General features: G+C 63.0%; 21 protein-coding genes and 2 pseudogenes. 12 read left to right on the top strand and 11 right to left on the bottom strand.

Features of this window, described 5'->3' with window-relative positions; genetic code table 11:
• Positions 1–216 precede the first annotated feature (216 nt).
• The 3 genes from ACWUKX_RS29440 to yghU form a co-directional block, all read right to left on the bottom strand.
• Positions 217–2,313 carry an EAL domain-containing protein gene (locus ACWUKX_RS29440; protein ID WP_456010182.1) on the bottom strand — a complete coding sequence of 699 codons (2,097 nt, stop codon included), beginning with the start codon at positions 2,311–2,313 and terminating at the stop codon, positions 217–219.
• A 251-nt stretch (positions 2,314–2,564) separates the two neighbouring features.
• On the bottom strand, positions 2,565–2,696 hold the full coding sequence (locus ACWUKX_RS29445) for a sulfotransferase (RefSeq protein ID WP_456010183.1): 132 nt from the start codon (positions 2,694–2,696) through the stop codon (positions 2,565–2,567).
• A 1,105-nt stretch (positions 2,697–3,801) separates the two neighbouring features.
• Complete coding sequence (gene yghU / locus ACWUKX_RS29450; RefSeq protein ID WP_456010184.1) at positions 3,802–4,668, bottom strand: glutathione-dependent disulfide-bond oxidoreductase; 867 nt, start codon at positions 4,666–4,668, stop codon at positions 3,802–3,804.
• 282 nt (positions 4,669–4,950) lie between these two features.
• Here yghU and ACWUKX_RS29455 point away from each other — a divergent pair, with 282 nt between their 5' ends.
• Entirely contained in the window at positions 4,951–5,853 is a 903-nt protein-coding gene (locus ACWUKX_RS29455) for a S1C family serine protease (protein WP_065009074.1), read from the top strand.
• 44 nt (positions 5,854–5,897) lie between these two features.
• On the opposite strand, the gene ACWUKX_RS29460 is transcribed toward ACWUKX_RS29455, so the two are convergent.
• Positions 5,898–6,509, bottom strand: a complete 612-nt coding sequence (locus tag ACWUKX_RS29460; protein WP_455847163.1) for a hypothetical protein — start codon at positions 6,507–6,509, stop codon at positions 5,898–5,900.
• A gap of 180 nt (positions 6,510–6,689) precedes the next feature.
• Positions 6,690–7,595: a LysR family transcriptional regulator gene (locus tag ACWUKX_RS29465; protein WP_456010196.1), complete on the bottom strand. Its 906-nt coding sequence runs from the start codon at positions 7,593–7,595 to the stop codon at positions 6,690–6,692.
• A gap of 100 nt (positions 7,596–7,695) precedes the next feature.
• Here ACWUKX_RS29465 and ACWUKX_RS29470 point away from each other — a divergent pair, with 100 nt between their 5' ends.
• From ACWUKX_RS29470 to ACWUKX_RS29485, 4 genes are all read left to right on the top strand, one after another.
• Positions 7,696–8,436 (top strand): SDR family oxidoreductase, encoded by a 741-nt coding sequence (locus tag ACWUKX_RS29470; protein ID WP_456010185.1) that lies wholly within the window; start codon positions 7,696–7,698, stop codon positions 8,434–8,436.
• A gap of 35 nt (positions 8,437–8,471) precedes the next feature.
• Positions 8,472–8,669, top strand: a complete 198-nt coding sequence (locus ACWUKX_RS29475) for a tautomerase family protein (RefSeq protein ID WP_287339385.1) — start codon at positions 8,472–8,474, stop codon at positions 8,667–8,669.
• Positions 8,670–9,068: 399 nt separating this feature from the next.
• On the top strand, positions 9,069–9,668 hold the full coding sequence (locus tag ACWUKX_RS29480) for a YdeI/OmpD-associated family protein (RefSeq protein WP_456010198.1): 600 nt from the start codon (positions 9,069–9,071) through the stop codon (positions 9,666–9,668).
• 272 nt (positions 9,669–9,940) lie between these two features.
• Positions 9,941–11,146, top strand: coding sequence for an NAD-dependent formate dehydrogenase (locus tag ACWUKX_RS29485; protein WP_456010187.1), 1,206 nt, complete (start codon positions 9,941–9,943; stop codon positions 11,144–11,146).
• 114 nt (positions 11,147–11,260) lie between these two features.
• Here the strand turns inward: ACWUKX_RS29485 and minE are convergent, their stop codons facing one another.
• From minE to ACWUKX_RS29505, 4 genes are all read right to left on the bottom strand, one after another.
• Positions 11,261–11,533 (bottom strand): cell division topological specificity factor MinE, encoded by a 273-nt coding sequence (gene minE, locus ACWUKX_RS29490; RefSeq protein ID WP_029351320.1) that lies wholly within the window; start codon positions 11,531–11,533, stop codon positions 11,261–11,263.
• Complete coding sequence (gene minD / locus ACWUKX_RS29495) at positions 11,530–12,345, bottom strand: septum site-determining protein MinD (RefSeq protein ID WP_029351318.1); 816 nt, start codon at positions 12,343–12,345, stop codon at positions 11,530–11,532. Before minD ends, minE begins: the two co-directional genes overlap by 4 nt.
• A gap of 112 nt (positions 12,346–12,457) precedes the next feature.
• Positions 12,458–13,219: a septum site-determining protein MinC gene (gene minC / locus ACWUKX_RS29500; RefSeq protein ID WP_456010189.1), complete on the bottom strand. Its 762-nt coding sequence runs from the start codon at positions 13,217–13,219 to the stop codon at positions 12,458–12,460.
• Between the two features lie 169 nt (positions 13,220–13,388).
• A complete protein-coding gene (locus ACWUKX_RS29505) occupies positions 13,389–13,832 on the bottom strand; it encodes a hypothetical protein (RefSeq protein WP_455847158.1) in 444 nt (147 codons plus the stop codon).
• A 278-nt stretch (positions 13,833–14,110) separates the two neighbouring features.
• Between ACWUKX_RS29505 and ACWUKX_RS29510 the strand changes: the two genes are divergently transcribed.
• The gene (locus tag ACWUKX_RS29510; protein ID WP_456010190.1) at positions 14,111–14,824 is read left to right on the top strand and encodes an SOS response-associated peptidase; all 714 of its coding nucleotides are present in this window, start codon (positions 14,111–14,113) and stop codon (positions 14,822–14,824) included.
• Here ACWUKX_RS29510 and ACWUKX_RS29515 read toward each other — a convergent pair.
• Both ACWUKX_RS29515 and ACWUKX_RS29520 read right to left on the bottom strand, forming a co-directional pair.
• Positions 14,821–15,081, bottom strand: a complete 261-nt coding sequence (locus ACWUKX_RS29515) for a hypothetical protein (protein ID WP_456010191.1) — start codon at positions 15,079–15,081, stop codon at positions 14,821–14,823. The two genes, ACWUKX_RS29510 and ACWUKX_RS29515, sit on opposite strands and share 4 nt — an antisense overlap.
• Positions 15,082–15,084: 3 nt before the next feature.
• Entirely contained in the window at positions 15,085–15,345 is a 261-nt protein-coding gene (locus tag ACWUKX_RS29520) for a hypothetical protein (RefSeq protein WP_287339388.1), read from the bottom strand.
• A gap of 135 nt (positions 15,346–15,480) precedes the next feature.
• On the opposite strand from ACWUKX_RS29520, the gene ACWUKX_RS29525 reads away from it, so the two are divergent.
• The 6 genes and pseudogenes from ACWUKX_RS29525 to ACWUKX_RS29550 all read left to right on the top strand — a co-directional run.
• Entirely contained in the window at positions 15,481–15,660 is a 180-nt protein-coding gene (locus tag ACWUKX_RS29525) for a hypothetical protein (protein ID WP_456010192.1), read from the top strand.
• 146 nt (positions 15,661–15,806) lie between these two features.
• Positions 15,807–17,194: pseudogene (locus tag ACWUKX_RS29530) on the top strand (transposase).
• A 444-nt stretch (positions 17,195–17,638) separates the two neighbouring features.
• The gene (locus tag ACWUKX_RS29535; protein WP_456010193.1) at positions 17,639–21,016 is read left to right on the top strand and encodes an AAA family ATPase; all 3,378 of its coding nucleotides are present in this window, start codon (positions 17,639–17,641) and stop codon (positions 21,014–21,016) included.
• A 28-nt stretch (positions 21,017–21,044) separates the two neighbouring features.
• Positions 21,045–22,694 carry an ABC transporter substrate-binding protein gene (locus tag ACWUKX_RS29540; protein WP_456010194.1) on the top strand — a complete coding sequence of 550 codons (1,650 nt, stop codon included), beginning with the start codon at positions 21,045–21,047 and terminating at the stop codon, positions 22,692–22,694.
• Positions 22,695–22,975: 281 nt separating this feature from the next.
• The gene (locus tag ACWUKX_RS29545; RefSeq protein WP_456010195.1) at positions 22,976–24,739 is read left to right on the top strand and encodes an adenylate/guanylate cyclase domain-containing protein; all 1,764 of its coding nucleotides are present in this window, start codon (positions 22,976–22,978) and stop codon (positions 24,737–24,739) included.
• A gap of 188 nt (positions 24,740–24,927) precedes the next feature.
• Positions 24,928–25,027, top strand: a pseudogene (locus tag ACWUKX_RS29550) (diacylglycerol kinase); the annotation flags it as partial.

A 25,027-nucleotide genomic window follows, 5' to 3' on the forward strand; every position in this document is an offset into this window, starting at 1 on the left:
TCCTAAGCGTCGAAGAGACGATGCAAGCGCTTGGGAAGGCAAAGTCGATCCGGTATCGCCCGCCGGGAAAGCCCTGACCAACTCGCAGTGTCGACGCTGGAACTATTCTGGACGTTCTCGCGGCTTTTGGCTTTCTCACCTTCGACCGACGCGAATCCGATCTCGCGCGTGACGGATCGCTGGCCGTCCTGCAGCCTCGCGCCCGGCGAGCGGATGCTATGCTCGCCGTCCAGCTGGCAAAGCCGCTTGCGCGCTCGCCCGTGCCACGATCGCTTGCAGCGGCTCCGGCCGGTGCAGCAGAAATCCCTGGCCGAAGGCAACGCCCATACCCCTGAGGATGTCGAGCGAAGCCTGCTCTTCGATCTTCTCCGCCACCACGGAGCAGCCGAGGCTTCTGGCGATGCCGGATATGGCCGAGACGATTTCGCGGTCGAAGCGGCTCTCCGCAATATGCTCGATGAAGGAGCCGTCGATCTTGATGGCGTCGACGGGAAAGCGCCGGAGATATTCGAACGAACTCATGCCCGCCCCGAAATCGTCGAGGCTGACGCGGCAGCGTCGCTCGCGCGCCTTGCGGACGAACTGTTCGGCAGCAGTGAAATTGGTGACTGCGGCGGTTTCGGTGATCTCGAAGCCGATGCCGGAATGCGGCGCCCCGGTCTCATCGATGACGGCGTCGACGAAATCCCAAAGCTGCGGATCGCTCAGGGTCTGCGCCGACAGGTTGAAGCCGAGCGTGAGCGCCCCTGACTTCAGCGCCGGACCATGAAGCGAGAGCGCCGTCCTGATGATCCAGCGATCGAGCCGCGAGGCTATGCCGAACCGCTCCGCCGCCGGGATGAACTCGCCCGGCGGGATCAGCCGCCCGTTGCGCCCGGCGAGCCGCGCCAGGACCTCGACATGGCGGCTCTCTTGCAAAGGTGTTCCGAGCCGATGGATTTCCTGGCCGAACAGTTTCAGCCTTCCGTCTTCCATGGCATCGACGGTGTCGGCCGCCAGCCGCGCCGCATTGAGACCGCTGGAACCGGATGTTGTCTCAGGGGCGAACACCGCGAAGCGATTGCGCCCGGCGGCCTTGGCCGCATAGCAGGCGTCGTCGGCGCAGGCGAGCGCGTCGGCCACCGCGGTATTCTCATCGGCGACAAAGGCGATGCCGATGCTGGCCGCGAGCTTGCGCGACGCCGCCGTCGCGCCGAGGTCGGCATCGCGAACCGCCGCGAGAACGGCGCCGGCGAGACGCTCGGCTTGCGCTGCGTCGCAATCAGGCACCAGCAGCGCGAACTCGTCGCCGCCGAGGCGCGCGGCATGCACCGACGGCGGCAGACAGCCCTGAATGCGCTTGGCGACGCTCTTCAGTGCAAGGTCGCCGGCGGCGTGGCCGGCGAAGTCGTTCAGAGCCTTGAAGTAGTCGAGATCGACGTAGAAGATCGCGAGCGGGCGCGCCGTTGCGATATGCTCGGCCAGCAGCCGGTCGAATGCAGCGCGGTTCAGAAGGCCGGTCAGCGCGTCATGGTGGGCCGCATGGGCAAGTTCCTGCTCGCGTTGCTTCGCCTCGGTGATGTCACGCACCGTGCCCAGGATCTGGCCCGACGACTGGGCGTCGGCGATAAGCCGTATCAGCGATTCGACATGTCTGATTTCGCCGTCCCGCTTGATGATGCGGTATTGCACGGCGACGACCTTTTGGGTTTGCAGCGGCGCCAAGTGGGCCCGCTCGGCGTCGGCCCTGTCATCCGGATGCAGATAGCTGTGCCAGAGGTCTTGCGACACCTCGTCGGTTTCGGCGACGAGCCCGAAGATTTCCCGCGTGCGCTGGTCCCAGTAGCTTTTGCGTGCGGCGAGATCGTGATGCCAGATGCCGGTGCCGCTGGCTGCTAACGCCAGGCGAAAGCGGACGTTCACCTGCTCAAGCTGTGCTTCCGCTTGCTTCTGCTTGGTGATGTCGGTCTGGACGCCCATCAGCCGGAGCGGCCGGCCTTCCGCGTCGCGCTCCACCACTCCGCCGCGATCGAGAACCCATACCCAGTGGCCGGATTTGTGTTTCAGCCTGAGCTCGGTCTCGATGGAATCGGTCAGCCCGGCAATGTGGCGTTCGCCGCTGCCCACCGCCCGCTCGCGATCGTCAGGATGCGTCAGTTGCAGCCAAAGGTCGCTTGTCTCGGCAAGCTCGCCCTCGCCATAGCCGAGCATCTGCGACCACATTGCCGAGTAGAAACAGTCGCCGGTCCTGAGATCCCAATCCCAGACGCCAAGATGCGCGCGCTCGAGCGCCAGCTCCCAGAACTCTTCGTTGCGATTCTTCTTGTCAGCCATGCCCTGGACGTCGCCTGCCCCATCGCGGCCATTGTGCGACAAAAGCAACGAAGAAACCGTTACTGCGCAAGGAGCCGGCGAAGGGACCACAGGAGGCACGGCGGGGCGGTTGCTTCTCCGATGACAGGCACGTTGACCCCGGCCGGTCGCGACAACGAGGATGCGGAAGTCATCCGACCTAGCGCCTATGCCATCACCTGCAACTGGTTCATGAGTTGAGCAGCGGCTGTCCAGCGCTGGTGGATTTTACCTCAGGGCAATCGCTTCAGCTTGAGGATCACTTCCTGCATGTGATAGCATGGAAAGCCGAGCCTGTTCAGCGCGGCAAAGGTCGACCATGTGCCCGTGCGTCCAAATCCCGCGCCGGTTACCTTGAGCGCCATGTAATCCTCCCCGTGGCCCCATTCTCCCCTGGACTGATATTCTTGTTTTGTGGCAGTCAGCAGGGCCCACGTTGCGCCCAGCGCACCCGGCGCGCAACAAATTTCCATCGTGCCCTTCCGCAATAGGTCAGCTCTTTTTGAATGGACCAGCACGAGCCAGGAAGCATCTCAACCAGAGGATGCATTAAGCATGTGCACACTTCTGATCCATTCGCCACTTGCGCAACCATTGAAAGGGTGAAAACGTTGGTCCGGGGTAAATGGGCAAGGGTGGCCGTCGCGGCTGTTAGAAGCTCCGGGACGGCTTTGAAAAGCGATGAATTTTCCACAGTTCCTGGTGGGGATGACCACCGCGTCGTTCGTCGTGGCGCTCTCGACTTTTTTGGCAACGGGTTCAATCTGGAAGGCGCTGGGCTGGACGGTCCTTACCTTGATCGTTTCGCAGGTTGGATATTTTTTGTTCGTCGTCCAACTGATCTACAGAGCCGAGCAAAAGACACATAGGTGATCCGCGACCGCGAGTGCTGGACCGACGAGAGGGTATGCGGTTTTGGCGCGTGTCGAAATTCAGATTACGCGACGGCAGAACATCGATGTGCTTAGATCATGATGTGACCGAAATAGATAAGATGGTCTAAGCCTTTTGAAAGCGGACTTGTTCGGTTCTGGGAATGTGCATTGGACGTTCCGTTACTTTAGTCAACCAGTATATATTTCCGGATACATATGTCTGGTGTTGGCAGCACGGAAGCCTGCCTGTGGCTTGTGCAATAGGACAGGCTTGAGGGCGATCGCTGCCCTTCTCGGTCATCGTAACGGTATGGATCCCTAGGTCTGCGCTCCCGCTTCGCCCTAGGATGACGAACGGGGGAGTGTTGTTCAGCCAATCTCGAAGTTTGCGATTTGCCATCACCCGCCACCCGCACGCGGCGACGCAATTGCCAATCTTCACCGTCGCGATTGGCCTTAAGCAGTGATGCCTTCGTCATCCTAAGGCGAAGCAGGAGCGAAGCGACGTCACGGAGATCCTAGGATGACTGCTGTTACAGTGGTCGAGGAGCGCGGCGCCGGACGTCTCCGGCCCCACGCGTCTGGCCAAAGCCGCTCATTCGGCCGCCAGCTTGTCCTGCGTCTTGGTGTCGAAATCGCTGGCGTCGTGGCGCTCGTGCAGCTGCATCGCCGGCTCGCCGAAGGCGCGATTGACCATGCGGCCGCGCTGCACCGCCGGCCGTGCGTCGATTGCTTCGGCCCAGCGCTGCACGTTCTTGTACTCGTCCACTGCCAGGAAATCGCCGGCGTCGTTGTACATGCGGCCCTTGGCCAGCCCGCCATACCAGGGCCACACGGCCATATCGGCAATCGTGTAGGCATCGCCGCCGAGATACTCGCTTACCGCCAGCCGCCTGTCGAGCACGTCCATCTGGCGCTTGGTCTCCATAGCGAAGCGGTCGATGGCATATTCGATCTTTTCCGGCGCATAAGCATAGAAATGGCCGAAGCCGCCGCCGAGATAGGGCGCCGAGCCCATCTGCCAGAACAGCCACGACAGGGTTTCTGCGCGCGCCGGCTGCCCGGTCGGCAGGAATTCGCCGAATTTTTCGGCCAGATGCACCAGGATCGAGCCGGATTCGAAGACGCGGATCGGCTTTGGCCCGCTGCGGTCCATCAGCGCCGGGATCTTGGAGTTGGGGTTGACCTCGACGAAGCCGCTGCCGAACTGGTCGCCGTCGTTGATCTTGATCAGCCAGGCGTCATATTCGGCACCTTTGTGGCCGAGCGCCAAGAGCTCCTCCAGCATGATCGTCACCTTGACCCCGTTCGGTGTCGCCTGCGAATAAAGCTGCAGCGGATGCTTGCCGACCGGCAGCTCCTTGTCATGCGTCGGGCCCGCGATCGGCCGGTTGATGCTGGCGAAGGCGCCGCCATTTTCCTTGTTCCAGGTCCATACTTTCGGCGGTGTATATTGGTTCATCTTGGGAGGCCTTGTGTTGTGAGCGGGGAGCGTCTTGGGGAGGATCAGCTTGCGCGATGAGAGCGGGAAGGTGGGGCAGGTTCGTCTACACATAGTTACAGGTAGTGCGGTCGCCAGGAAGTTCAACTTATGTTGAACTATTGCCGATGCCGCGCGCCCCTTCTCCCCAATAGGCCCCGAGGGGGAAGGGCTAATCGATGCCCTTGCGCCTCGTCACGTGCGCCATACCTATAGGGATATCGGGCCTTGCCGGCCCACGCATCGCTTGCCGGGATTGAGAGCATGACCATCGATACGATTTTGCGGTCCATCGTGGCGGTGCGGGCCTCGATCCCCGACGACGCCTTCACCGCCAATGCGCTGGGCACGAGCCGGGAAGGCAGCGGCGTGGTCATTCGCGATAACGGGCTGGTGCTCACCATCGGCTATCTCATCACCGAGGCGGAAGAAGTCTGGCTGACCGACCATAACGGGCGCGTGGTTCCCGCCCACGCGCTTGCCTATGACCAGGAATCGGGCTTCGGCCTGGTGCAGGCGCTGGCCCCGCTCGGCCTGCCCGCGGTGGCTTTCGGCGACGCGGCCAGGGCGATGGCCGGCGACCCCGTGGTGCTCGCCGACGGCATCGGCCAGGCGGTCAGGGCGCACATCGTCACCAAACAGGAATTCGCCGGCTATTGGGAGTATCTCCTGGACGAGGCGATCTTCACCGCGCCGGCCCATCCGTCATGGGGAGGTGCGGCACTCATCGGGCAGGACGGCAGGCTGCTTGGCATCGGTTCGCTGCGCCTGCAGATGAGCCGCGCCGGCGAGATCGCCGACATCAACATGGTGGTGCCGATCGACCTTCTGCCGCCGATTCTCGACGATCTCCTGACACGCGGCCAGGTTGCCAAGCCACCGCGCCCATGGCTCGGCGCCTTCTCCGCCGAAAGCAATGGCGAGGTCGTGGTGATGAGCGTCGCCGAAGGCAGCCCCGCCGCCGAAGCCGGCTTGCGCCAGGGCGACATCATCTCGGACGTCCGCGACGGAGAAGTCGACGGGCTCGCCGATTTCTATCGCAAGCTGTGGCAGAACCCGGCGGGCGCCGAGATCCCATTGCGGGTGGTGCGCGACGGCCGCGAAACCTGGCTGCGCGTCAAGTCGGCCGACCGCAACAGCTTTCTCAAGAAACCGCAGCTGCAGTGAAGCAGTCCGTACCGGTCAGATCTTCCTGATGCGGGGCGCTTTCCTCACTCGCCGCAGGCGCTGAAGCCTGTTCCAGGGTTCCACTCAGAAAAGGCTATGACCTTGCCTCCCACCGCCACGGTCTTCTGCTTTGTGGTGCCATCGGGCTGCATCTTGCTGCTTTTGCCCTTGCCGGTCAAAACATTGTAATCGCAGTCGCTTGCGACATTGTCTTCAAGATAATCGTGATAATCATAGGCAAAGCCGGCGACGATGAAGACGCCGTCGCGGTAAGCGAGCGTCAGCGTCTGGTTGGTCCGTTTGCTGCCGACCGGCATCGCCGGCAGATACAGTTTGATCGAGCCGTTGGGCAGTGCGGTCAGCTCCGGCTCGGTGTCGGAGGCCTCGTAGCCGGAGCGGTCGTAACCGTTCCACTCGCCGAGAATCTGGTCACGCACGATGCCGGCAGGACGCAAAAAGTTGTGTTCGCGATCCCTGAGAAAGAAATGCATGTCCATCGGTTCGCTTGGCTGGGTCTCGACGATCATCGCCAGGTCGACGGCGCCGTCGCCATTCCAGTCGCCGGTCAGCGCGGTGATGATCTTCTGGGTTTCTATCGGTTCCGCCAGGGCCACGGTCGGTAGCAACAGCATCAGACCGAACAGCATCGATCGCATGGCACCATATCCCCCAGTTGAAGCCCGCCGTGTCCACCGGGCCGGTTCTGCCGCGGAGATATCTACAGTACGACGAGAAGAACCGCCATGGGCGCCGCGGGACAGGCCCCCTCTGTCCGCCAGGACAGAGGCGGCGCGAAGGAGCGCGACCTGCGCAAAGTAGCCGGCGGCCCGGCACGATCACGCCCGGGCCGATGTCCCATCCTCGCCAAAAATGCCGATCACCCAATCGATGAACACCCGCACGCGCGGCGCGAGCTGGCGGTTTTGCGGATACAGCGCCGACAGCGGCGTCGGCGCCGGCGGATAGTCCGGCAGCACCTCGACCAGCATGCCGCACTCGAAATCGCCGGCGAAGCGGTAGTGCGGTGCTTGCACGAGCCCGAAGCCGAGACGGGCGAGTTCCGCCATCGTGTCGGAGCCGTTGACCGTCACCCGGCTCGGCAGCGTGATGGTGCGCAGCTCGCCTCCAACCGTGAATTCGAGCGGCATAACCTCGCCGGTCCGCGACGAGCGGAAGCCGACCATCGCATGGCCACCGAGATCGTCGGGCGTTACCGGCACGCCGTGCCTCTCCAAGTACGCGGGGCTGGCGCAGGTCACCTCGCGCAGCGTTGCCACCCTTCGCACGATCATGCCGCTGTCGGCCTGTTCGCCGGAACGCAGCACGCAGTCGACGCCTTCGCGGACCAGGTCGACCAGCCGGTCGCCGTCGCCGATATGCAGATCGATCCTGGGATAGCGGTCGAGGAACTCGGCGAGTCGCGGCAGGATGAAATGGCGGGCCATGAAGCCGTGCACATCGATCCGCAGCTGCCCTTGCGGCTGCGCCGCCTGGAAGCCGGCCTCGGCATCCTCCACATCGGCCAGTATGGCAAGGCAGCGCTGGTAATAGGCCTGGCCGTCTAGCGTCGGGGTGACATGGCGCGTTGTGCGTTCAAGCAGCCTGGCGCCCAACCGCGCCTCTAGCTCCTTGATCGCCTCGGTGGCGGTCGATCGCGACATCGAGAGATCGGCGGCGGCCGCGGTGAAGCTGCCGCGTTCGATCACTCGGGCAAGGACGCGCATTCGGTCGAGACTGTCCATCGCCATTGTTCGCCATATCCGAATGGTGTTGGCAAGTCCGGAGCGATTATCCCGGCGAGTTTATCACCTACGTTCAGTCCACAAGAATTGGAGAACTGACATGGCTATGCAGAATGGAAAGGTGGCGCTGGTGACCGGCGCCTCGAAGGGAATTGGCGCTGAAATCGCCAGAAGACTGGCGCGCGACGGCTTTTCGGTCGTCGTCAACTACGCCAGGGGCGCTGAAGCGGCCGAACAGGTGGTGCGCGAGATCGAGGCAGAGAGGGGCGAGGCAATCGCCGTCCAGGCAGATGTCGGCGAGCCCACGGGCGTGGCGCGTTTGTTCGACGCTGCCGAGCAGGCCTTGGGCGGGCTGGACGTGCTCGTCAACAATGCCGGGATCATGAAGCTTGCGCCGCTCGCTGAAATGGACGTCGCGGATTTCAACCGGCAGATCGCGGTGAACCTCGGCGGCGTGTTTCACGGCATGCGCGAAGGTGCCCGGCGGTTGCGCGACGGCGGCCGTATCATCAGCTTCTCATCCAGCGTCGTCGGGCTCTACCAGCCGACCTACAGCGTCTACGCCGCGAGCAAGGCTGGCGTCGAGGCGATGACGCATGTGTTGGCCAAGGAGCTCGGACCGCGCGGCATCACCGTCAATGTCGTGGCGCCGGGGCCGGTGGCGACCGAGCTGTTTCTCAACGGGAAGTCCGAGGCGCTGGTCGAGACGATCACGAAAATGATCCCGCTCGGCCGGCTTGGCCAGCCCGCCGACATCGCCGGCGTCGTGTCGTTCCTCGCCGGGCCGGATGGCGGCTGGGTCAACGGCCAGGTGCTGCGCGCCAATGGCGGCACAGTCTGACTTTCCCTTCAAATCGCTACTGAGGAACCGACATCATGCCGTTTGCAAATTTCAAGGTGCCTGAGCGCGCTCTGTCCGCCCGGCAGAAGGAAGACCTCATCCATAAGACCACCGCTTTGTTCGTCGAGCTGTTCGGCGGGGAGGTGCGGCCCTACACAATGGTGCTGATCGAGGAGGTCGCCGATGGCGGCTACGGCCGCGCCGACGAGGTGTTCACGATTCCTAGGGATTGAGCTGCCGATCTCCCCCTTGTGGGGGAGATGCCCGGCAGGGCAGAGGGGGGCGCTGTCCCGCAGGCCTCAAGACCTGGGGTTCCTCGCCCCCGCGAAGCGGGCGAGAGGTGGCCGCGAAGCGGCTGGACAGGGGGCTTTCGTAGGGCGCAGTCCCCCTCTCCGTCTCGGCTTCGCCGAGCCACCTCTCCCCCACTTTCGTGGGGGCGAGGAACCTAGCTGGAATGATTCTGCGATCCTTCACGCCCCCTCAGTCCTGCCGGACATCTCCCCCACGAGGGCCCACGAGGGTGAGATTGGCAGCTTGACTGTCCGGCCAGCCTTGCAACGGTGGCTCCGTTGCTGCTTCATCAGATGAGCGAGGAGGAAACCGATGATGACCGCAAACAGGCGGACCCGCTGATGGCGCCGGTCAAGGTCGACCCCGCCAAAGTGCGCGAATTCAGCGATGCCGAAAGCTTCTACACCTGGCTCGGCAAGCACCACGACACCGAGACAGAAGTCTGGATCAAGATACACAAGGTCGATTCGGGGCTGCCTTCGATCACGCCCAAGCAGGCCATCGACGTCGTGCTGTGCTGGGGTTGGATCGACGCCGTGCGCAAAGGGCTCGACGACAAGAGCTATTTGCAGCGCTACACGCCGCGCGGCAGGAAGAGCACCTGGAGCCAGATCAACGTCGACAACGTCGCCCGGCTGATCGAGGAAGGCCGGATGACCGAGCACGGGCTGAAACAGGTCGAGGCAGCGAAGGCCGACGGCCGCTGGGCGCGCGCTTACGGAAGCGGCAAGGACATGAAAATCCCCGGGGACTTGCAGGCGGCCATCGATGCCGAGCCCAAGGCGAAGGCGATGCTGGCAACGCTCAGCGCGCAGAACCGGTTCGCGCTCGCCTTCCGCATCCACAACATGAAGACCGAGGCCGGGCGCAAAAAGAAGATCGCCGCCTTCATCGAGATGCTGAAACGCGGCGAGACGATCTACCCGCAAGGGAAGAAGTGAGGTTTTGTGGCTGGCGCCGTCGCGGCAGTGGCTGCAATGGCAGCCCGTCGTTCGTTACGCCCAAGGTCCGAAGAGCAACGCGGCACCGTTGCCTGCCGCTGGCCTTGAAGCCACGTCCGGCTCCTCCATCTAATTCGCAATAGCGCGCAACTTTCCCAGGAAGCGCCAGGAGTTGCTGGCCTCTGACAAACCAGAGTGGCCGCCCGTTCGTTTTGGCGGGCAGCCTTAACAATCGAGCGTCTTCCTCGTTGTCAGACGAAGGGAGAACCAAAATGGCAAAGGTCGTTTGCGTCCTCTATGACGATCCGGTGGACGGTTACCCGTCAAATTATGCCCGGGACGGGCTGCCGCATCTCGACCGCTATCCCGGCGGCCAGACGCTTCCCACGCCGAAGGCCATCGATTTCGAACCGGGGGTTCTGCTCGGCAGCGTGTCGGGCGAGCTCGGCCTGAGGCCATTTCTCGAAAGCGCCGGGAACAGGCTGGTCGTGACCTCGGACAAGGACGGTCCCGACAGCGTTTTCGAACGTGAACTCGGTGACGCCGAAATCGTCATCTCGCAGCCGTTCTGGCCGGCCTATCTGACCAAGGAACGGATCGCCAAGGCAAACCACCTTAAGCTTGCGATCACCGCCGGCATCGGGTCCGACCATGTCGATCTGCAGGCCGCGATGGACCGCGGCATCACCGTCGCCGAGGTGACCTACTGCAACTCGATCAGCGTGTCCGAGCATGTGGTGATGATGATCCTGGCGCTGGTGCGAAACTACATCCCCTCCTACCAGTGGGTCATCGATGGCGGCTGGAATATCGCCGACTGTGTCGCGCGCTCCTACGATGTCGAGGGGATGCAGATCGGAACCGTCGGCACGGGCCGGATCGGCAGCGCGGTGCTGCGCCGGCTGCGGCCGTTCGACGTCACATTGCATTACACCGACCGCCACCGCCTGCCCGAGGCAGTCGAGAAAGACCTTGGCGTCACCTTCCACCCAGACGCCGCGTCCATGGTCGGCATCTGCGATGTGGTGACGATCAATGCACCTCTGCATCCGGAGACGGACAACCTGTTCGACGAGGCGATGATCGCCAGGATGAAACGGGGCGCCTATCTGGTGAACACGGCGCGCGGCAAGATCTGCAATCGCGACGCCGTCGCCCGTGCGCTGGAGAGCGGGCAGCTCGCCGGCTATGCCGGCGATGTGTGGTTCCCGCAGCCGGCCCCCAAGGACCATCCCTGGCGATCGATGCCGCATCACGGGATGACACCGCATATTTCAGGATCATCGCTCTCGGCCCAGGCCCGCTACGCCGCCGGCACCCGCGAAATCCTGGAGTGCTGGTTCGAAGGCCGGCCGATCCGGGAGGAATACCTGATCGTCGATGGCGGCAAACTGGCCGGCGCCGGCGCGCATTCGTATAGCGCAGGCGACGCCACAAGCGGTTCGGAGGAGGCGGCGCGCTTCAAGGCCAAGGCGTGAGCCAACAGGCCTGAGCCAGGTGGGATCAGGTCTGCGCAGGTCGAAAGCGACAGCTCGCGGAGCGCCGCGCGGCGCCGGAGTTTTCCGGCGCTTCTCTGGCCGCAACACTGCCGCTCAGGCCGACATGGCCAATGGCCTTGCGCTCTTGTTGGGGATCTGGATGTCGATCTCCAGCGTCGACATCGTCTCGCCGCGATCCATCGAGACCTGCAGGTAATCCTGGTCGATCTGCACATGCCTGGCGATGACGGCCATGATCTCCTCGCGCAGCACCGAGACGAGATCGGGCTGGCTGCGGTTGCGGCGCTCATAGGCGAGCAGCACCTGTAGCCGCTCGCGCGCCACCGGCGCGCTGCCGCGCCGCTTGAAGAGGTCTAACAGGTTCATGCTGCCCTCCTTCCAAAAAGCCGATCGAGAAAGCCCTTGCGCTCGAACGGCACGACGACCGGCAGTTCCTCGCCCTCGAGCCGTTTGGCCGCCTCGATATAGGCGCGGGCGGCGGAATTCGTGGGATCGCTGAGCGTCACCGGCGAACCGAGGTTGGAGGCCTTGAGCACATCCTGGCTTTCGGGAATGATGCCCAAGAGCGGCGTCGACAGGATTTCCAGGACGTCGTCGATCGAGAGCATTTCGCCGCGAGCCGCGCGGGCCGCATCATAACGCGTCACCAGCACGTGCTTGGCGATCTGTTCGCCCCGCTCGGCCTTGACGGTCCTGGCGTCGAGCAGGCCGATGATGCGATCGGAATCGCGCACCGAGCTGACTTCCGGGTTGGTGACGATGACCGCCTCGTCGGCAAAGCGCATGGCAAGCTGCGCGCCGCGCTCGATGCCGGCCGGACTGTCGCAGAAGACGTAGTCGAACACCGAGCTTAGCTTTTCTATCACCTCGCCGACGCCCTCCTCGGTCAGCGCATCCTTGTCGCGCGTCTGCGAGGCCGGCAGCAGGAACAGCGTCTCGACCCGCTTGTCGCGGATCAGCGCCTGCGAGAGCTTGGCCGTTCCCTGGATGACGTTGACCAGGTCGAACACCACCCGCCGCTCGGCGCCCATGATCAGATCGAGATTCCTTAAGCCGACGTCGAAATCGACCAGGGCCACCTTCTTGCCGGTCCTCGCGACCGCGGCACCAAGGGCGGCAGTCGAAGTCGTCTTGCCGACGCCCCCCTTGCCCGAGGTGACCACCACTACCTTGCCCATATATGCCTCCATTATTGTTGTTGGTATTGTTAAGCGTCTTACTTAGACGATCCGCTTAAGTGCCTGTTTCATATGCCATTATAAAAACGTTGCGCACCTTTGGCCGGCATGCTTAGCTGAACGGCGCGATGCGCAGCGTGTCTTTTTCGAGAAACGCCTGGACGGCTTTTCCACGCAAGGACGGCTCCATCTCCTCGGCGGTGCAATACCAGCCGTCGACCGACAGCAGCTCGGCCTCGTTTTTGCGGCAGAAGATGCGCGCCGCCGAATGGCCGAGCACACCGGCAGACGCCCGCCCGCGCAGCGTGCCGTAGACATGGATGGAGCCGGCGGCGACGATCTCGGAACCGGAGGCGACGGAGCCCAGCACGATGACATCGCCATGCGCGTGGAAGACCGACTGGCCCGAGCGGATCGGCGTCTTGACCATCAGCGTGGCGGGCGCTTCCGGAAGCCTGTCTTCTGGCTTGCCCTGTTCCGCCCTGCCCGCCTCTTCCGGCTTGCCCGCCTCTTCAGGCCTGCCCTTGCTGTCGGCCTGCATGAGCAGCCCGGCGGTGGCCTCTTTCGCACCGATCAGCACGGGCGGCAGATTGGCCTCGAGCGCCGTGCTGCCGTCGAGCTCGATGGCGTAGATGCGGATGCCGCGCAGGCCAAGCTCAGCAACCAGCGCTTCGATCTGGCCGACCTCAGGCTTCAGCGTGTTGAGGTTGAGCACCACCGGCCGGCCGGCGAAATAGCCCGGTGAATTGCCGATCCAGCGATCGAGGCTCTCCAGCCACTCAGAAAGCGGGGCCTCCGGCGTCAGCGTGAAGGCGACGAACGAGCGGGCGCGAAAACGAATGGATTTGGTCTCGACGGGGGCGGCGAAGGTCACGGACAGCGATTCCTTACTGATAGGTAAACGCTAGCCAGCCATGGTTAACGAAAGGTTAACGGAGGGGGTATTCGCGACATCAGGAAAGCCATTTACTGACTGGCCCAGCCGTGTCAGCAGCCGAGCGGCCAGCGCTGGAAATTGCTTGCCCTTCTCGACACCTTGCTGGCTAAGTGCCCTTTGCTGCGTCCTCGATAAGTTCCGCTAGCAAGGTAGAGAACCGCTCGTCAGTCCTATCCCCTATGTTTCCCACTTCTCTTGCCACCATCCCGGGCGAAGAGACCGACACTTGCCCACTCAGCTGAACGTTGACCGTGAACGTCCTTCCGACTTCCTCCTTCTCCACGCCCTGCTTGCTGTAGACTTTGAAGCGGATAGATGGTGTTGACGCTTTGGCTTGGCGGCGTGGCGCGGTGTCCATCTCGACAGTCACCTCGCCCGCCACTTCAGCCTTGGCCGCCTCCAACGACGCAACCACGACGTGGTTTAGCCAGGCCCTGGCTTGCGCGCCGAAGTCGACCACACCTGCCTCGGCCTTCTTATTGCGGACCTTCCCCTCTTGCTCACGGGCTTCCTTCCCGCGCTCAAGGGCTTCTTTGAACTTAGACATCATGGTTTGCCTCCGATTGTAAGCGCATGAGACCAGGCGTCACATCCCGATGCTCCTCCTAATGGGTAGAACGCGCACAATCGGCGTCCGTTGCGTAAGCGGAGCCCGCGGTTCGCCGCTGCGCACGGTAGTTTCCTTCTGGCGCGGTCGATCGCCCGGATGGCGGCGGTGATTGCGGCGCTGTGGTGGTGGCTGGGGTAGCGTGTCAGCAGCCGAGCGGACGGCGCTGGAATTTCCCTGCCCTTTCCCACAAGATGCCTGAACATCCCTGAGGGCTCGACATGTGCAACCTCTACAACATCACCACCAGCCAGGAGGCGATCCGCCAGTGGACCCGCGCCCTGCGCGACATCCTCGGCAATCTTGAGCCCTCCATCGACATCTACCCCAACCAGCCCGGCCCGGTGGTGCGCAACGCGCCGGACGGGACGCGCGAGCTGGCCAACCTGCTGTGGGGCATGCCGACGCCGATTGAGCGGGTGAAGGGCAAGGCCGACTACGGCACCACCAACATCCGCAACCCGCAATACGGCCACTGGCAGCAATATCTCGGCGTCGAGAACCGCTGCGTGGTGCCGCTCACCAGCTTCGCCGAACCGAGCCCGACGCCGGGCGACAAGGACCCGGATACCGGTATCCAGAGGAACTACTGGTTCGCACTTAACGAGGAGCGGCCGCTGTTCTTCTTCGCCGGCCTGTGGACGCGCTGGCAAGGCGTGCGCAAGGTCAAGGACGGCCCCGGCGACTTCGAGCTCTATGGTTTTCTGACCACCATGCCAAACGCCCTGATCGCGCCGATCCACGAGAAGGCCATGCCTGTCATCCTGACCACCCGGGAGGAAACCGAGACCTGGCTGACAGCGCCGTGGTCGGAGGCCAGGCACCTGCAGCGCACGGCACCCGACGACGCGCTGGTGATCGTTGAAAAACCGGCGACGCAGATCAAGTTTCCGCCGCAGGCGCCACAGGCGCCGGTACAGGGGTCGCTGTTCTAAAGCTTGAACTTCTGCAGCACCCAGACGTAGCCCTTCGGCGGATGGTCCTGGTCGATGAACTGGGTGCGCACGGTGGTGTCCTTCCGGCTGCACCGTTTGCACCTGAACCTGATGGTCTCCAGCGGCTTGTTCCAGCCCACCACCTGCGCGACATCGTTCGCCCGGAAGCGTCCCACATGGTAGCAATGGCCGCACTCGACGATCAGCAGCATGTTGGCCTTCGCGGCACGTCCAACGCTGTCCATCGCCCCGGCCATCGGTCATTTCCGGGCCAAATAGTCCTCGGGAAGCGGAAGCAGGCCAAGATCCGGCATCCGGAAATCGGGCTCCTTGTTCGCTAGGCTGGCCATCACCTCATGCAATTTGTCGACAAGCCCACTAAGCTGCCAATACAGCTCGCCATGCGCCTTCAGATGCAGTTGCGACGAAAGCACCGTCCTGCGCAGGCTCAGAGCGTCCCTAATGATCGCCTCCGCATGCCTCGTCGACAGCCTGTCAAACCGGCTTTTTCGTCTGCCCATCGCGGCTCTCCCTAATTTGTGAGCAACCGCCCCACCTGCTGAGAAATAGGAAGGGATTCCTCACGGAGTCAATCACACTTGACATATTTGTTCCCGTTTTGTTCAATTTGAACAGAAACATTTGGAGGCATCTCCATGGACCACATCGTGACGCTCGACAGCCGCCAGGAGGCCGCCCTTCAGGCCATCGCCGACAAGTTCATCGCCCGGCACAAGGGCGATGCGGTGAAGGCGCTCAAAGAAATGATCGTGCTGAATGGGCATCTGCAGGAGCGGCTGGATGCGGTTGAGGGATCGCGGCGGGCGACGCGCTAGGCGCTCAGAGATGACGGCAGCAGGACGCGTGTTCAATCGTGCCGTTCGAATGTCGACTTAGCGCCGATAGTGTTGATTTAGTCGGCGTTGATTGGCTGGCGGTGTCGTGATTCCATCCACCTGTTGATTCAGGAGGGAATGGGACGATGATGGGATCGCAGGTGGCACCGGCGCAGTTGTTCTACGATTTCTGTCTCGACGATCATGTCCCTGATGACCACCTCCTTCGAAGGGTCGACCAGTTCCTCGATCTGGAGAGCGTCCGCTCGGAACTGAAGCCGTTCTACAGCACGATCGGCCGTCCCTCGATCGCTCCCGAGTTGATGATGCGGATGCTGCTCGTTGGATACTGCATGGGCATTCGGTCCGAGCGATGGCTCTGCGAGGAGGTCCACCTTAATCTCGCCTATCGATGGTTTTGCCGTTTGGGATTGGACGGCAAGGTTCCTGACCATTCTACCTTCTCGCGCAACCGCCATGGCCGGTTCCGGCAGAGCGACATCCTGCGACACCTCTTCGAGACAGTCGTGGAACGCTGCCTGAGCGAAGGCCTGGTAGGTGGCGAAGGGTTGCGGTGGACGCCAGCCTGATCGCAGCCGATGCCAACAAACAGCGCTCCATTCCGGGCGACGAGTGGCGCGCCGCCGATCTTGGCGCTGGGGCCGGTCGAGCGGTGCGAGAGTATCTCGCAACCCTGGATGACGCCGCTTTCGGGGCGGCCAGTGAGGTCACACCGAAGTTCATCTCACCCTCCGATCCGGCGGCACAGTGGACCGGAGCGCACAAGGGTCATGCCTTCTTTGCTTACGCCACCAATTATCTGATCGATACCGACCACGGCGTCATCCTGGACGTCGAAGCCACCCGCGCGATCCGGCAGGCCGAAGTGGGAGCGGCGCGCACCATGATTGACAGGACCGAGGACCGCTTCGCCCTAAAGCCAGAGTACCTGGCCGCCGACAGCGCCTACGGATCGGCAGCGAACCTCGCCTGGTTGGTCAAGGAACGGGAGATCGCGCCGCATATCCCGGTGTTCGATAAGTCCAACCGGACGGATGGCACTTTCTCGCGCGCCGACTTCATGTTCGATCCGGACGCGAACGAATACACCTGCCCGGGTGGCAAACGGCTGGTGCAGTTCCGGCGCAGCTACAAGACGCCGCGCACAGGCATCACCAGTGCGGGCACGCGGCTTTACCGCGCCAGCCAGCACGACTGCAAAGTCTGCGAGTTGAAGCCGCAGTGCTGTCCGAATATGCCCTCTCGTAAGATCCCCCGAGATCTGAACGAGGATGCCCGCGATGTCGCCAGGGCAATTGCCGAGACGCCGGAATATGAGCGGTCCCGTCATCGACGGAAGAAGGTCGAGATGCTGTTCGCGCATCTCAAACGCATTTTGCGGCTTGGGCGTCTGCGACTGCGCGGTCCTTCAGGCGCGCGCGATGAGTTCCTCCTCGCCGCTACCGCCCAGAATCTCAGAAGATTGGCAAAGCTCCGACCACCGGCCGGGCCGATGATCGCTGCCTTGGCGTAAAGGAGGGACAGCCGCCGCCAAACGAAACACTGCAGGTAGCGAGATCCGAAAACTGCGGCAAATCTGGCCGGATTGATCCGACCAAGAGCCATGCTACCGTCCCGGCAACGACTAAATCAACACTATCCGCCAGAAGCGGGCCGCGCCGGGAGAAGCCGCGAAGTCGGCAATCCGAACCCATTCGCGACCTTTTGTGTGGGACGAATGGGAATGTTGATCTACGGCAGCACAGTCATGTAGCGCCCCCGAAGTTCGCAGCCGCATATAGAACTCTGCCGCTTGATCAACCGAACCGGCATGCGTTTCTCGCAAAGCCGAAGTGCGACGTCACTCGGCTCGGCGTAGCGATAGCCCACCCTCCGGATTGATGCCTCGGACTGCGCATCCTGGCTTCGCCCTGCGCTCGCTCGGTGCTAATCTGCCTCGGACTACACGGAGAGTGTCATGGACATTGCCGGGTGGCTCTCGAGCCTTGGGCTCGGTAAATATAGCAGAACCTTCGCCAAGAACGAGATCACGCCCGAAGTGCTCCCGCATCTGTCGGATGCGGACCTCAAGACGTTGGGGCTGCCAATAGGCCCGAGGAAGCTCGTGTTGGCCGCGATCGCGGAGCTTCGCAAGCCCGATATGAGGGATCTCGCCACAGCGGCCGGTATTGAAACGACCCCTGGACGAGGTCGAGCGCCTCGCCCGGAAGCTGAACGTCGCCAGTTGACGGTGATGTTTGTCGATTTGGCTGGATCGACCGCGTTGTCAGGCCGGCTGGACCCGGAAGAGATGCGGGAGGTGATCCGGAAGTACCAGAACGCGGTGGCCGAGGAGATCAGGCGTGTGGACGGCCATGTCGCCAAGTTCATGGGTGATGGGGTGCTGGCCTATTTCGGCTGGCCGCGGGCGCACGAGGACGAGGCCGAACGGGCCGTGCGGGCCGGGCTCGCCATTGCCGCCGCGGTCGCGAAACTGGCGACGCCCGCGAAAGAGCCACTGGGTGCGCGTGTCGGCATCGCCACGGGTCTGGTGGTGGTGGGCGATCTCGTCGGCGAGGGTGCGGCCCAGGAGGAGGCGGTGGTCGGCGAGACACCGAACCTGGCGGCGCGACTGCAATCACTGGCCGAGGTCGGCGCGGTGGTGGTAGCCGAACCGACGCGGCGGCTGCTTGGCGAGCTCTTCGAGCTGGTTGATCTCGGCACCCACGATCTGAAGGGTTTCGCCCAACCGGTGCTAGCATGGCTAGTGATTGGCGAGAGCCGAGCCGAGGGCCGCTTTGAGGCGCTGCACGGGATGCGCCTCACGTCGCTCGTCGGACGGGATCAGGAGATAGCCTTGCTGCTCGCCCGCTGGCGGCGGGCTAAAGATGGGCCGGGCCAGGTGGTACTGCTGTCGGGCGAGCCGGGCATCGGCAAGTCACGCATCGCGATCGCCTTGCGCGAGCAGCTCGGCCAGGAATGCCTATCGCTGCGCTATGACGGCTCGCCCCATCACGCCAACAGCGCGCTGTTCCCGGTGCTGGACCAGCTGCGTCGGGCTGCGGCCTTCCGGCACGAGGATGAGCCGCAAGTGAAATTGGCCAAGCTCGAGGCACTGCTTGTCCTGGCTGTGCCCGACCCGAAATCGACGGTCCCTTTGATCGCTGAGCATCTGGCGATCCCAACAGGCGATCGATACCCAGTGCCTGAGCTCGCCCCGGAACAGAAAAAAGCGAAGACGTTTCAGGCGCTTCTCGCCCAGCTCAAGGGCCTCGCGGCCAAGCAGCCGGTACTTATGACGGCCGAGGATGCTCACTGGTTCGATCCGACCAGCCTCGAGCTATTCGATCAAATAGTCGACCGGATCGAGCGGCTGCCAGTGCTGCTGGTTGTTACCTTCCGGCCTGAGTTCCCCCCGCGCTGGACGGGTCAATCGCATGTGACACTGCTGACGCTCGATCGTCTTGAGCAGAACGAAAGCGCAGCGTTGATTGACCATGTCACCGGCGGCCGGGCGCTTCCCGCCGAAGTGCAAGCGCATATTCTCGCCAAGACCGAAGGCGTGCCGCTATTCGTCGAGGAGCTAACAAAGGCCGTGCTCGAATTCGGTCTGCTGCGCGAGGCCGGCGAGCGTTATGAGCTTACAGGTCCGCTTCCACCGCTCGCCATCCCCTCGACACTGCAGGACTCGCTCCTGGCTCGCCTCGATCGATTGTCGCCGGTTAAGGAGGTAGCGCAAGTCGGCGCTGTTATCGGCCGCGAGTTCAGTTACGAATTGCTCGCCGCCACCGCGCAGATGGACGAGCCGAAGGTCAGGACCGCTCTGGACGAACTTGTCCGTGCAGAACTGGCGTTTTGCCGCGGCAAGCCTCCGGACGCGATCTACACCTTCAAGCATGCACTCGTGCGGGATGCCGCCTACGAGTCGCTACTGAAGAGCCGGCGCCAGCAACTCCATTGCCGCATCGCCACCCTCCTCCGCGATCGCTTTCCCGAGCGAGCGGAGGCGGAACCGGAGGTGCTCGCCCATCATGCGACAGAGGGCGGACTGTTCGACGACGCAGTGTCATCCTGGTACAAGGCGGGTGTTCGCGCCAATCGCCGCTCGGCCCACGACGAAGCCATTGCGCACCTCTCAAAGGGCTTGAACCTTCTCGCGCAACTCCCAGAGAGCCCGGCCCGCGACGATCGCGAGATCGATCTGCAGCTTGCGCTCGGTATACCCTTGGCAACCCTCAAGGGCCATGGATCTGCCGAGGCCGTCGCCGCCTATACGCGAGCCTGCGAGCTGTGTGCCGAACTGGGCAGCGAGACGTCCAAATCTTTCCCCGCGCTGCGCGGCCTGTGCACCGGCCACCGGTCACAAGGGCGGATGCAGACGGCCAGCGCCCTCGCTGATCAACTGATCGGGATCGCCCAAGAATCGGGCGACCCGTCCCTGCTGCTGGAGGCCCACCATGTCAATTGGACGACGCAATACGCGCTCGGTAAGTGGCGATCGGTGTGCGAGCACACTAATCAGGGTCTCTTCCTCTATCGGCCAGAACACTTTTCGCACGCATTCGTCTATGGCGGCCACGACTCCGGCGTGTGCGCAGCTGCCAAGCAGGGCGTCAGTCTGTGGATGCTTGGCTTTCCGGATCAGGCGTTGGCCCGGGCGCGAGAATCCATTGCCAGGGCCCGCCAACTGCCTCATCCGCCCAGTTTGCACCACGCATTCTATTATGCCACCGTGCTGCACTACTTCCGCCGCGATGCAACAGCGGCTCGGGAAGCAGCCGAAGCGAGACTTCGATTGGCGCACGAGGGATTTCCGGCCTGGGTCCCCACAATCAATCTGCAGCTGGCCATGATCCAGGCCCTCGAGAGCGCACAGCAGGTCCCAGCCCCCGTCACCGCCGCCCCACCGGCGCTGCCAAACGAAATCCTTCGTGACGTCGAGGGAAAAGGCCTCTTTCTCTGTCTTTTCGGATGCGTGTGCGAACTGGCGGGCGAGGTCGACGCCGGCCTAAGCATGCTGCAGCCAGCAATATCCGAGGCGGCGGCTACTGGCGCGCGCCTCTGGGAATCGGAATTTAACCGGCTCACTGGAAATCTCCTGCTCCTGGCAAAACCCCGTGACTCCGAACAGAGCGAGGCGCATTATCGCCGCGCCATCGAGATCGCTCGCGAACAGCAGGCGCGATCACTGGACCTGCGCGCGTCGACCTCGCTCGCCCGCCTGTGGGCCGACCGCGGAGATCGGCAAGAAGCTTACGACCTGCTCGCGCCGACCTACGCCTGGTTCACGGAAGGCTTCAACACGCGCGACCTGATCGATGCGAAGGCGCTTCTGGACAGCTGTGCATCGTCGTGATCACGCGAAGTCACAATGGGAGCACGTCATGGCCCTTTACAGAAGCAACGGGGACCGAGTTCCCCCTCACATTCGCCAACTGGCGGAGGACGTCAAGGCCGGCAAGGTGGACCGGCGCGAGTTCCTGGCTCTCGCCAGCGCATTCGGCGCATCGACCGCGTACGCCTACGGCATGATCGGTCTTGCAGCGCCGACCAATGCGGCCGCGCAGGAAGCCAAGAAGGGCGGGGTCCTCAAAGTTGCGATGCGCATCAAGGATCCGAAGGATCCGCGCACGGCGGACTGGACCCAGATCGCCACCGCGCAGCGCCAGACGCTGGAGCCCTTGGTCAAATACACGCGCGACTTCACCTTCCAGCCTTATCTGCTGGAAAGCTGGGAAGTGAACGACGACGCAACCGAATACACGCTGAAGGTCCGGCCCAGCGTGACCTGGAACAATGGAGACACGTTCAATGCCGACGACGTTATCTACAATTTCACCCGCTGGGCCGACAAGAGCGCCGAGGGCAATTCGATGCCCGGCCGTCTCGGCACGCTGGTCGACGAAGCTTCCGGCAAGCTGCGCGAAGGCTCAATCACCAAGGTCGACGACATGACGGTCAAACTCAGCCTGACCAAGTCGGACATAACGCTGGTTCCAAACCTCTGCGACTATCCCGGCCTGATCGTGCACCGCTCCTTTGACGAGAAGGGCGCGAACTTCGCCCAGCATCCCGTCGGCACCGGCCCCTTCGAGTTGGTCTCCTACGATGTCGGCCAGAAGGTGGTCTACAAGCGCCGCGAGAACGGCAAGTGGTGGGGCGGCGAGGCCTATCTCGACGGCGTCGAGTTCATCGATTACGGCGCGGATCCCTCGGCGATGGTTTCGGCCTTCGAGGCGGGCGAGGTCCACACTAACGACGAGACGACCGCCGACTACGTGCCGATCCTTGATGGGCTCGATCTGGTTAAATCGGAAGTGGTAACTGCCTCAACGGTCGTGGCGCGCACCAACGTCACCAACAAGCCCTATGATGACCAGAAGGTCCGCAACGCGCTGCAACTCGCCGTCGACAACGCCGTCCTCCTCCAGCTGGGCTATGGCAATGCCGGCGAGCCGGCCGAAAACCACCATGTCTGCCCGATCCATCCCGAATATGCCGAGATGCCCAAGATCGCTCGTGACACGGAGAGGGCCAAGGCGCTGATGACCGAAGCCGGGCAGATCGACTTCGAGCACGAGCTGATCACGGTCGACGAGGACTGGATGAAGAACACCGGCGACGCGATCGCGGCTCAGCTTCGCGAGGCCGGGTTCAAGGTCAAGCGCACGGTTCTCCCGGGCTCGACCTTCTGGAACGACTGGACCAAGTATCCGTATTCCATGACCAGCTGGAATATGCGGCCGCTCGGCATTCAGGTTATCTCGATCGCCTACCGCACCGGCGAAGCATGGAATGAGGCCGCCTATTCCAATCCGGAGCTCGACGCCAAGATCGGCGACGCGCTGTCGATCGCGGACGCCGACAAGCGCAAGGTCGTGATGGCCGACATCCAGAAAATCCTCCAGGATTCGGGCATCATCATCCAGCCTTACTGGCGCAAGCTCTACAACCACTCGGTCGCCGCGGTGAAGAACCACGGCATGCATCCGACCTTCGAGCAGGACTTCGGAAAGGTATGGCTCGACGGCTGAGGGTGAAAGACAAGGAGCGCCAGTAGCCGGCGTTCATCGCCTGGCCTGCGAATTACCGCTTCCGATGTTGGGCAGCCGTTCCGCTGCGGGCGCGTTGCGAGGCGATTCGACCATTTGCGTCGTTCGTGAACCAGTACTGATCCCCCTTAGATGACCCTTCGTCTGAATCCATGCGAGGCCGTAGTCAGCCTTCGACGATCTATCAGAGAGCACGAATATCCCGTACAGTACGACGTGTTAGCCAGGCTAGTGGTGCTCGGAGCATCCCCTCTGGGGTCCGCATGACGGAACAGCAGATCACGCGCCGGCTCGCCGCCATCCTCGCCGCCGATATCGCTGGTTACAGCAGTATGATGGGGAAAGACGAAGCTGGTACGATCGCGGAGCTGCGGCAGATTTGGAGCGGGACTTTCAATCCCGCCGTCGCCGCGCGTCATGGCCGCATTGTCAAAATGATGGGCGACGGTGCGCTGGTCGAGTTTGGCAGCGTCGTTGAGGCGGTGGAATGCGCGGTTGCGATCCAGCGGGCCATGAGTGAGCGCAATTTGGCTGCTCAGCGGCGCGTCGAGTTCCGCATCGGCATCAATCTCGGCGACATCGTCATCGAGGGCGATGACATATTCGGCGACGGCGTCAATGTCGCAACCCGGCTTGAAGGCCAAGCGCCGCATGGCGGCATTCTCGTCTCAGATGTCGTCCATGCCCAGGTGAGCGGCAAGATCGGCGTCACGTTTGTCGATTCTGGCGAAGTCACGCTCAAGAACATCGATCGGCCGTTGCGGGTGTGGCGATGGCACGGCGACGAAGTCGCGTCGACCGCAGGCCCCATGGCCAATTTCACCCGGCCGCTCGGCACCGACAAGCCGTCTATTGCGGTCCTGCCGTTTTCGGTGATGAGCAACGACCCGGAGCAGGAATTCTTTGCCGACGGCCTCGTCGAGGACATCCTTACCACCCTCTCAAAGCTCTCCGGCCTGTCCGTGATCGCGCGCCATTCAAGCTTCGTCTACAAAGGGCGCTCAGTGGACGTGCGCCAGGTCGCCCGCGAACTCGGGGTGCGCTTCGTGCTGGAGGGAAGCGTCCGCAAGGCCGGCAGCCGCATCCGCATTACTGCGCAGTTGATCGACGCCACGACAGGGGTTCACATCTGGGCAGATCGTTTCGACCGTGGCATCGGCGACATCTTTGCGGTGCAAGACGAGATCACGCTGACGCTCGCGACCGAGATGCAGGTCCGGCTGACCGAAGGCGAGCAGGCGCGCCTGCGCTTTACCACGACCACGAATGTCGAAGCGTGGAGCCTGTGGATACAGGGGCTGAACCACTATCGCGGTCCGAATACCACGAATGCCCATGTCCAGACCCGCCGCTGCTGGGAGAAGGCCCTCGCGCTCGATCCCGGTTCGGCGTCGCTCAACGCGATGCTCGGCTTCATGCATTTTTCCGACGCGCGCCACGGTTGGACGGGCGAAGACCGCGAGACTGCATTGAACAAAGCGGAAGCCTATGTCGAGCGGGCGCTGGCGATCGACCCCGATAATCCCGACGCCTATCGCGCCACGAGCGGGATCTTGCTCCTGAGATCGCGGTTCGACGAGGCAGCCGCCGCCGCCCGGAAGGCTGTCAAGCTCGGCCCCAACCTGCCCGACGTGCTGGTCTTCGGAGCTTTTGTACTCGCTTGTTCCGGCCATGCCGCCGAGGGGATCGGCCAGATCGAGAGGGCCATTACGCTAAGCCCGAATTATCAGGCGTGGTATCTCGGCGTGCTGGGTAACGCCTATCGGCTCGCCGGCCGCTCCGAGGCGGCGATTGCGGCGTTCCGAGCGTATCATGCCCGCAGTCCCGGCTATGGTTTGGCCGACATCGTGATGGTCCAGGAACAGGCCGGGCGTCTCGAAGAGGCCCGCGAGACCGCCGTGCAGCTTGCCGCGGCGCGGCCAACCTTCACTGTTACGTCCTGGCTCAGGACGCAGTTCCGCAGCGATACCGAGCAGATGGCGGCCGACTTGGCCTCGCTCCGCGCTGCCGGTGTTCCGGAACAATAGATGCATACCCGAAGGCGTTTTTGGGCACAGGCAGGCAGGACCTGTGCGGACCGAAATGTAGTCTTTTTGCGCGAATGCGTCCATCAGTCGGCTGCAATGAATGACGGTTGGTCATCCCAATCCGGAACTTTGAGGTGATATGATGGAACGGCAGGAACGGGATCAGACCGGCCATCGGTGAAGTACTCATGAAGAAGACTGTCGTCAGGGTTGTCTGTGCCATCGGCCAAGCGGGGCAGCTCGGCCTCAATGGTGGCCTTCCGTGGGAAGGCAACCGGTCGCCGGAGT

Source organism: Mesorhizobium sp. f-mel, from assembly GCF_053850215.1.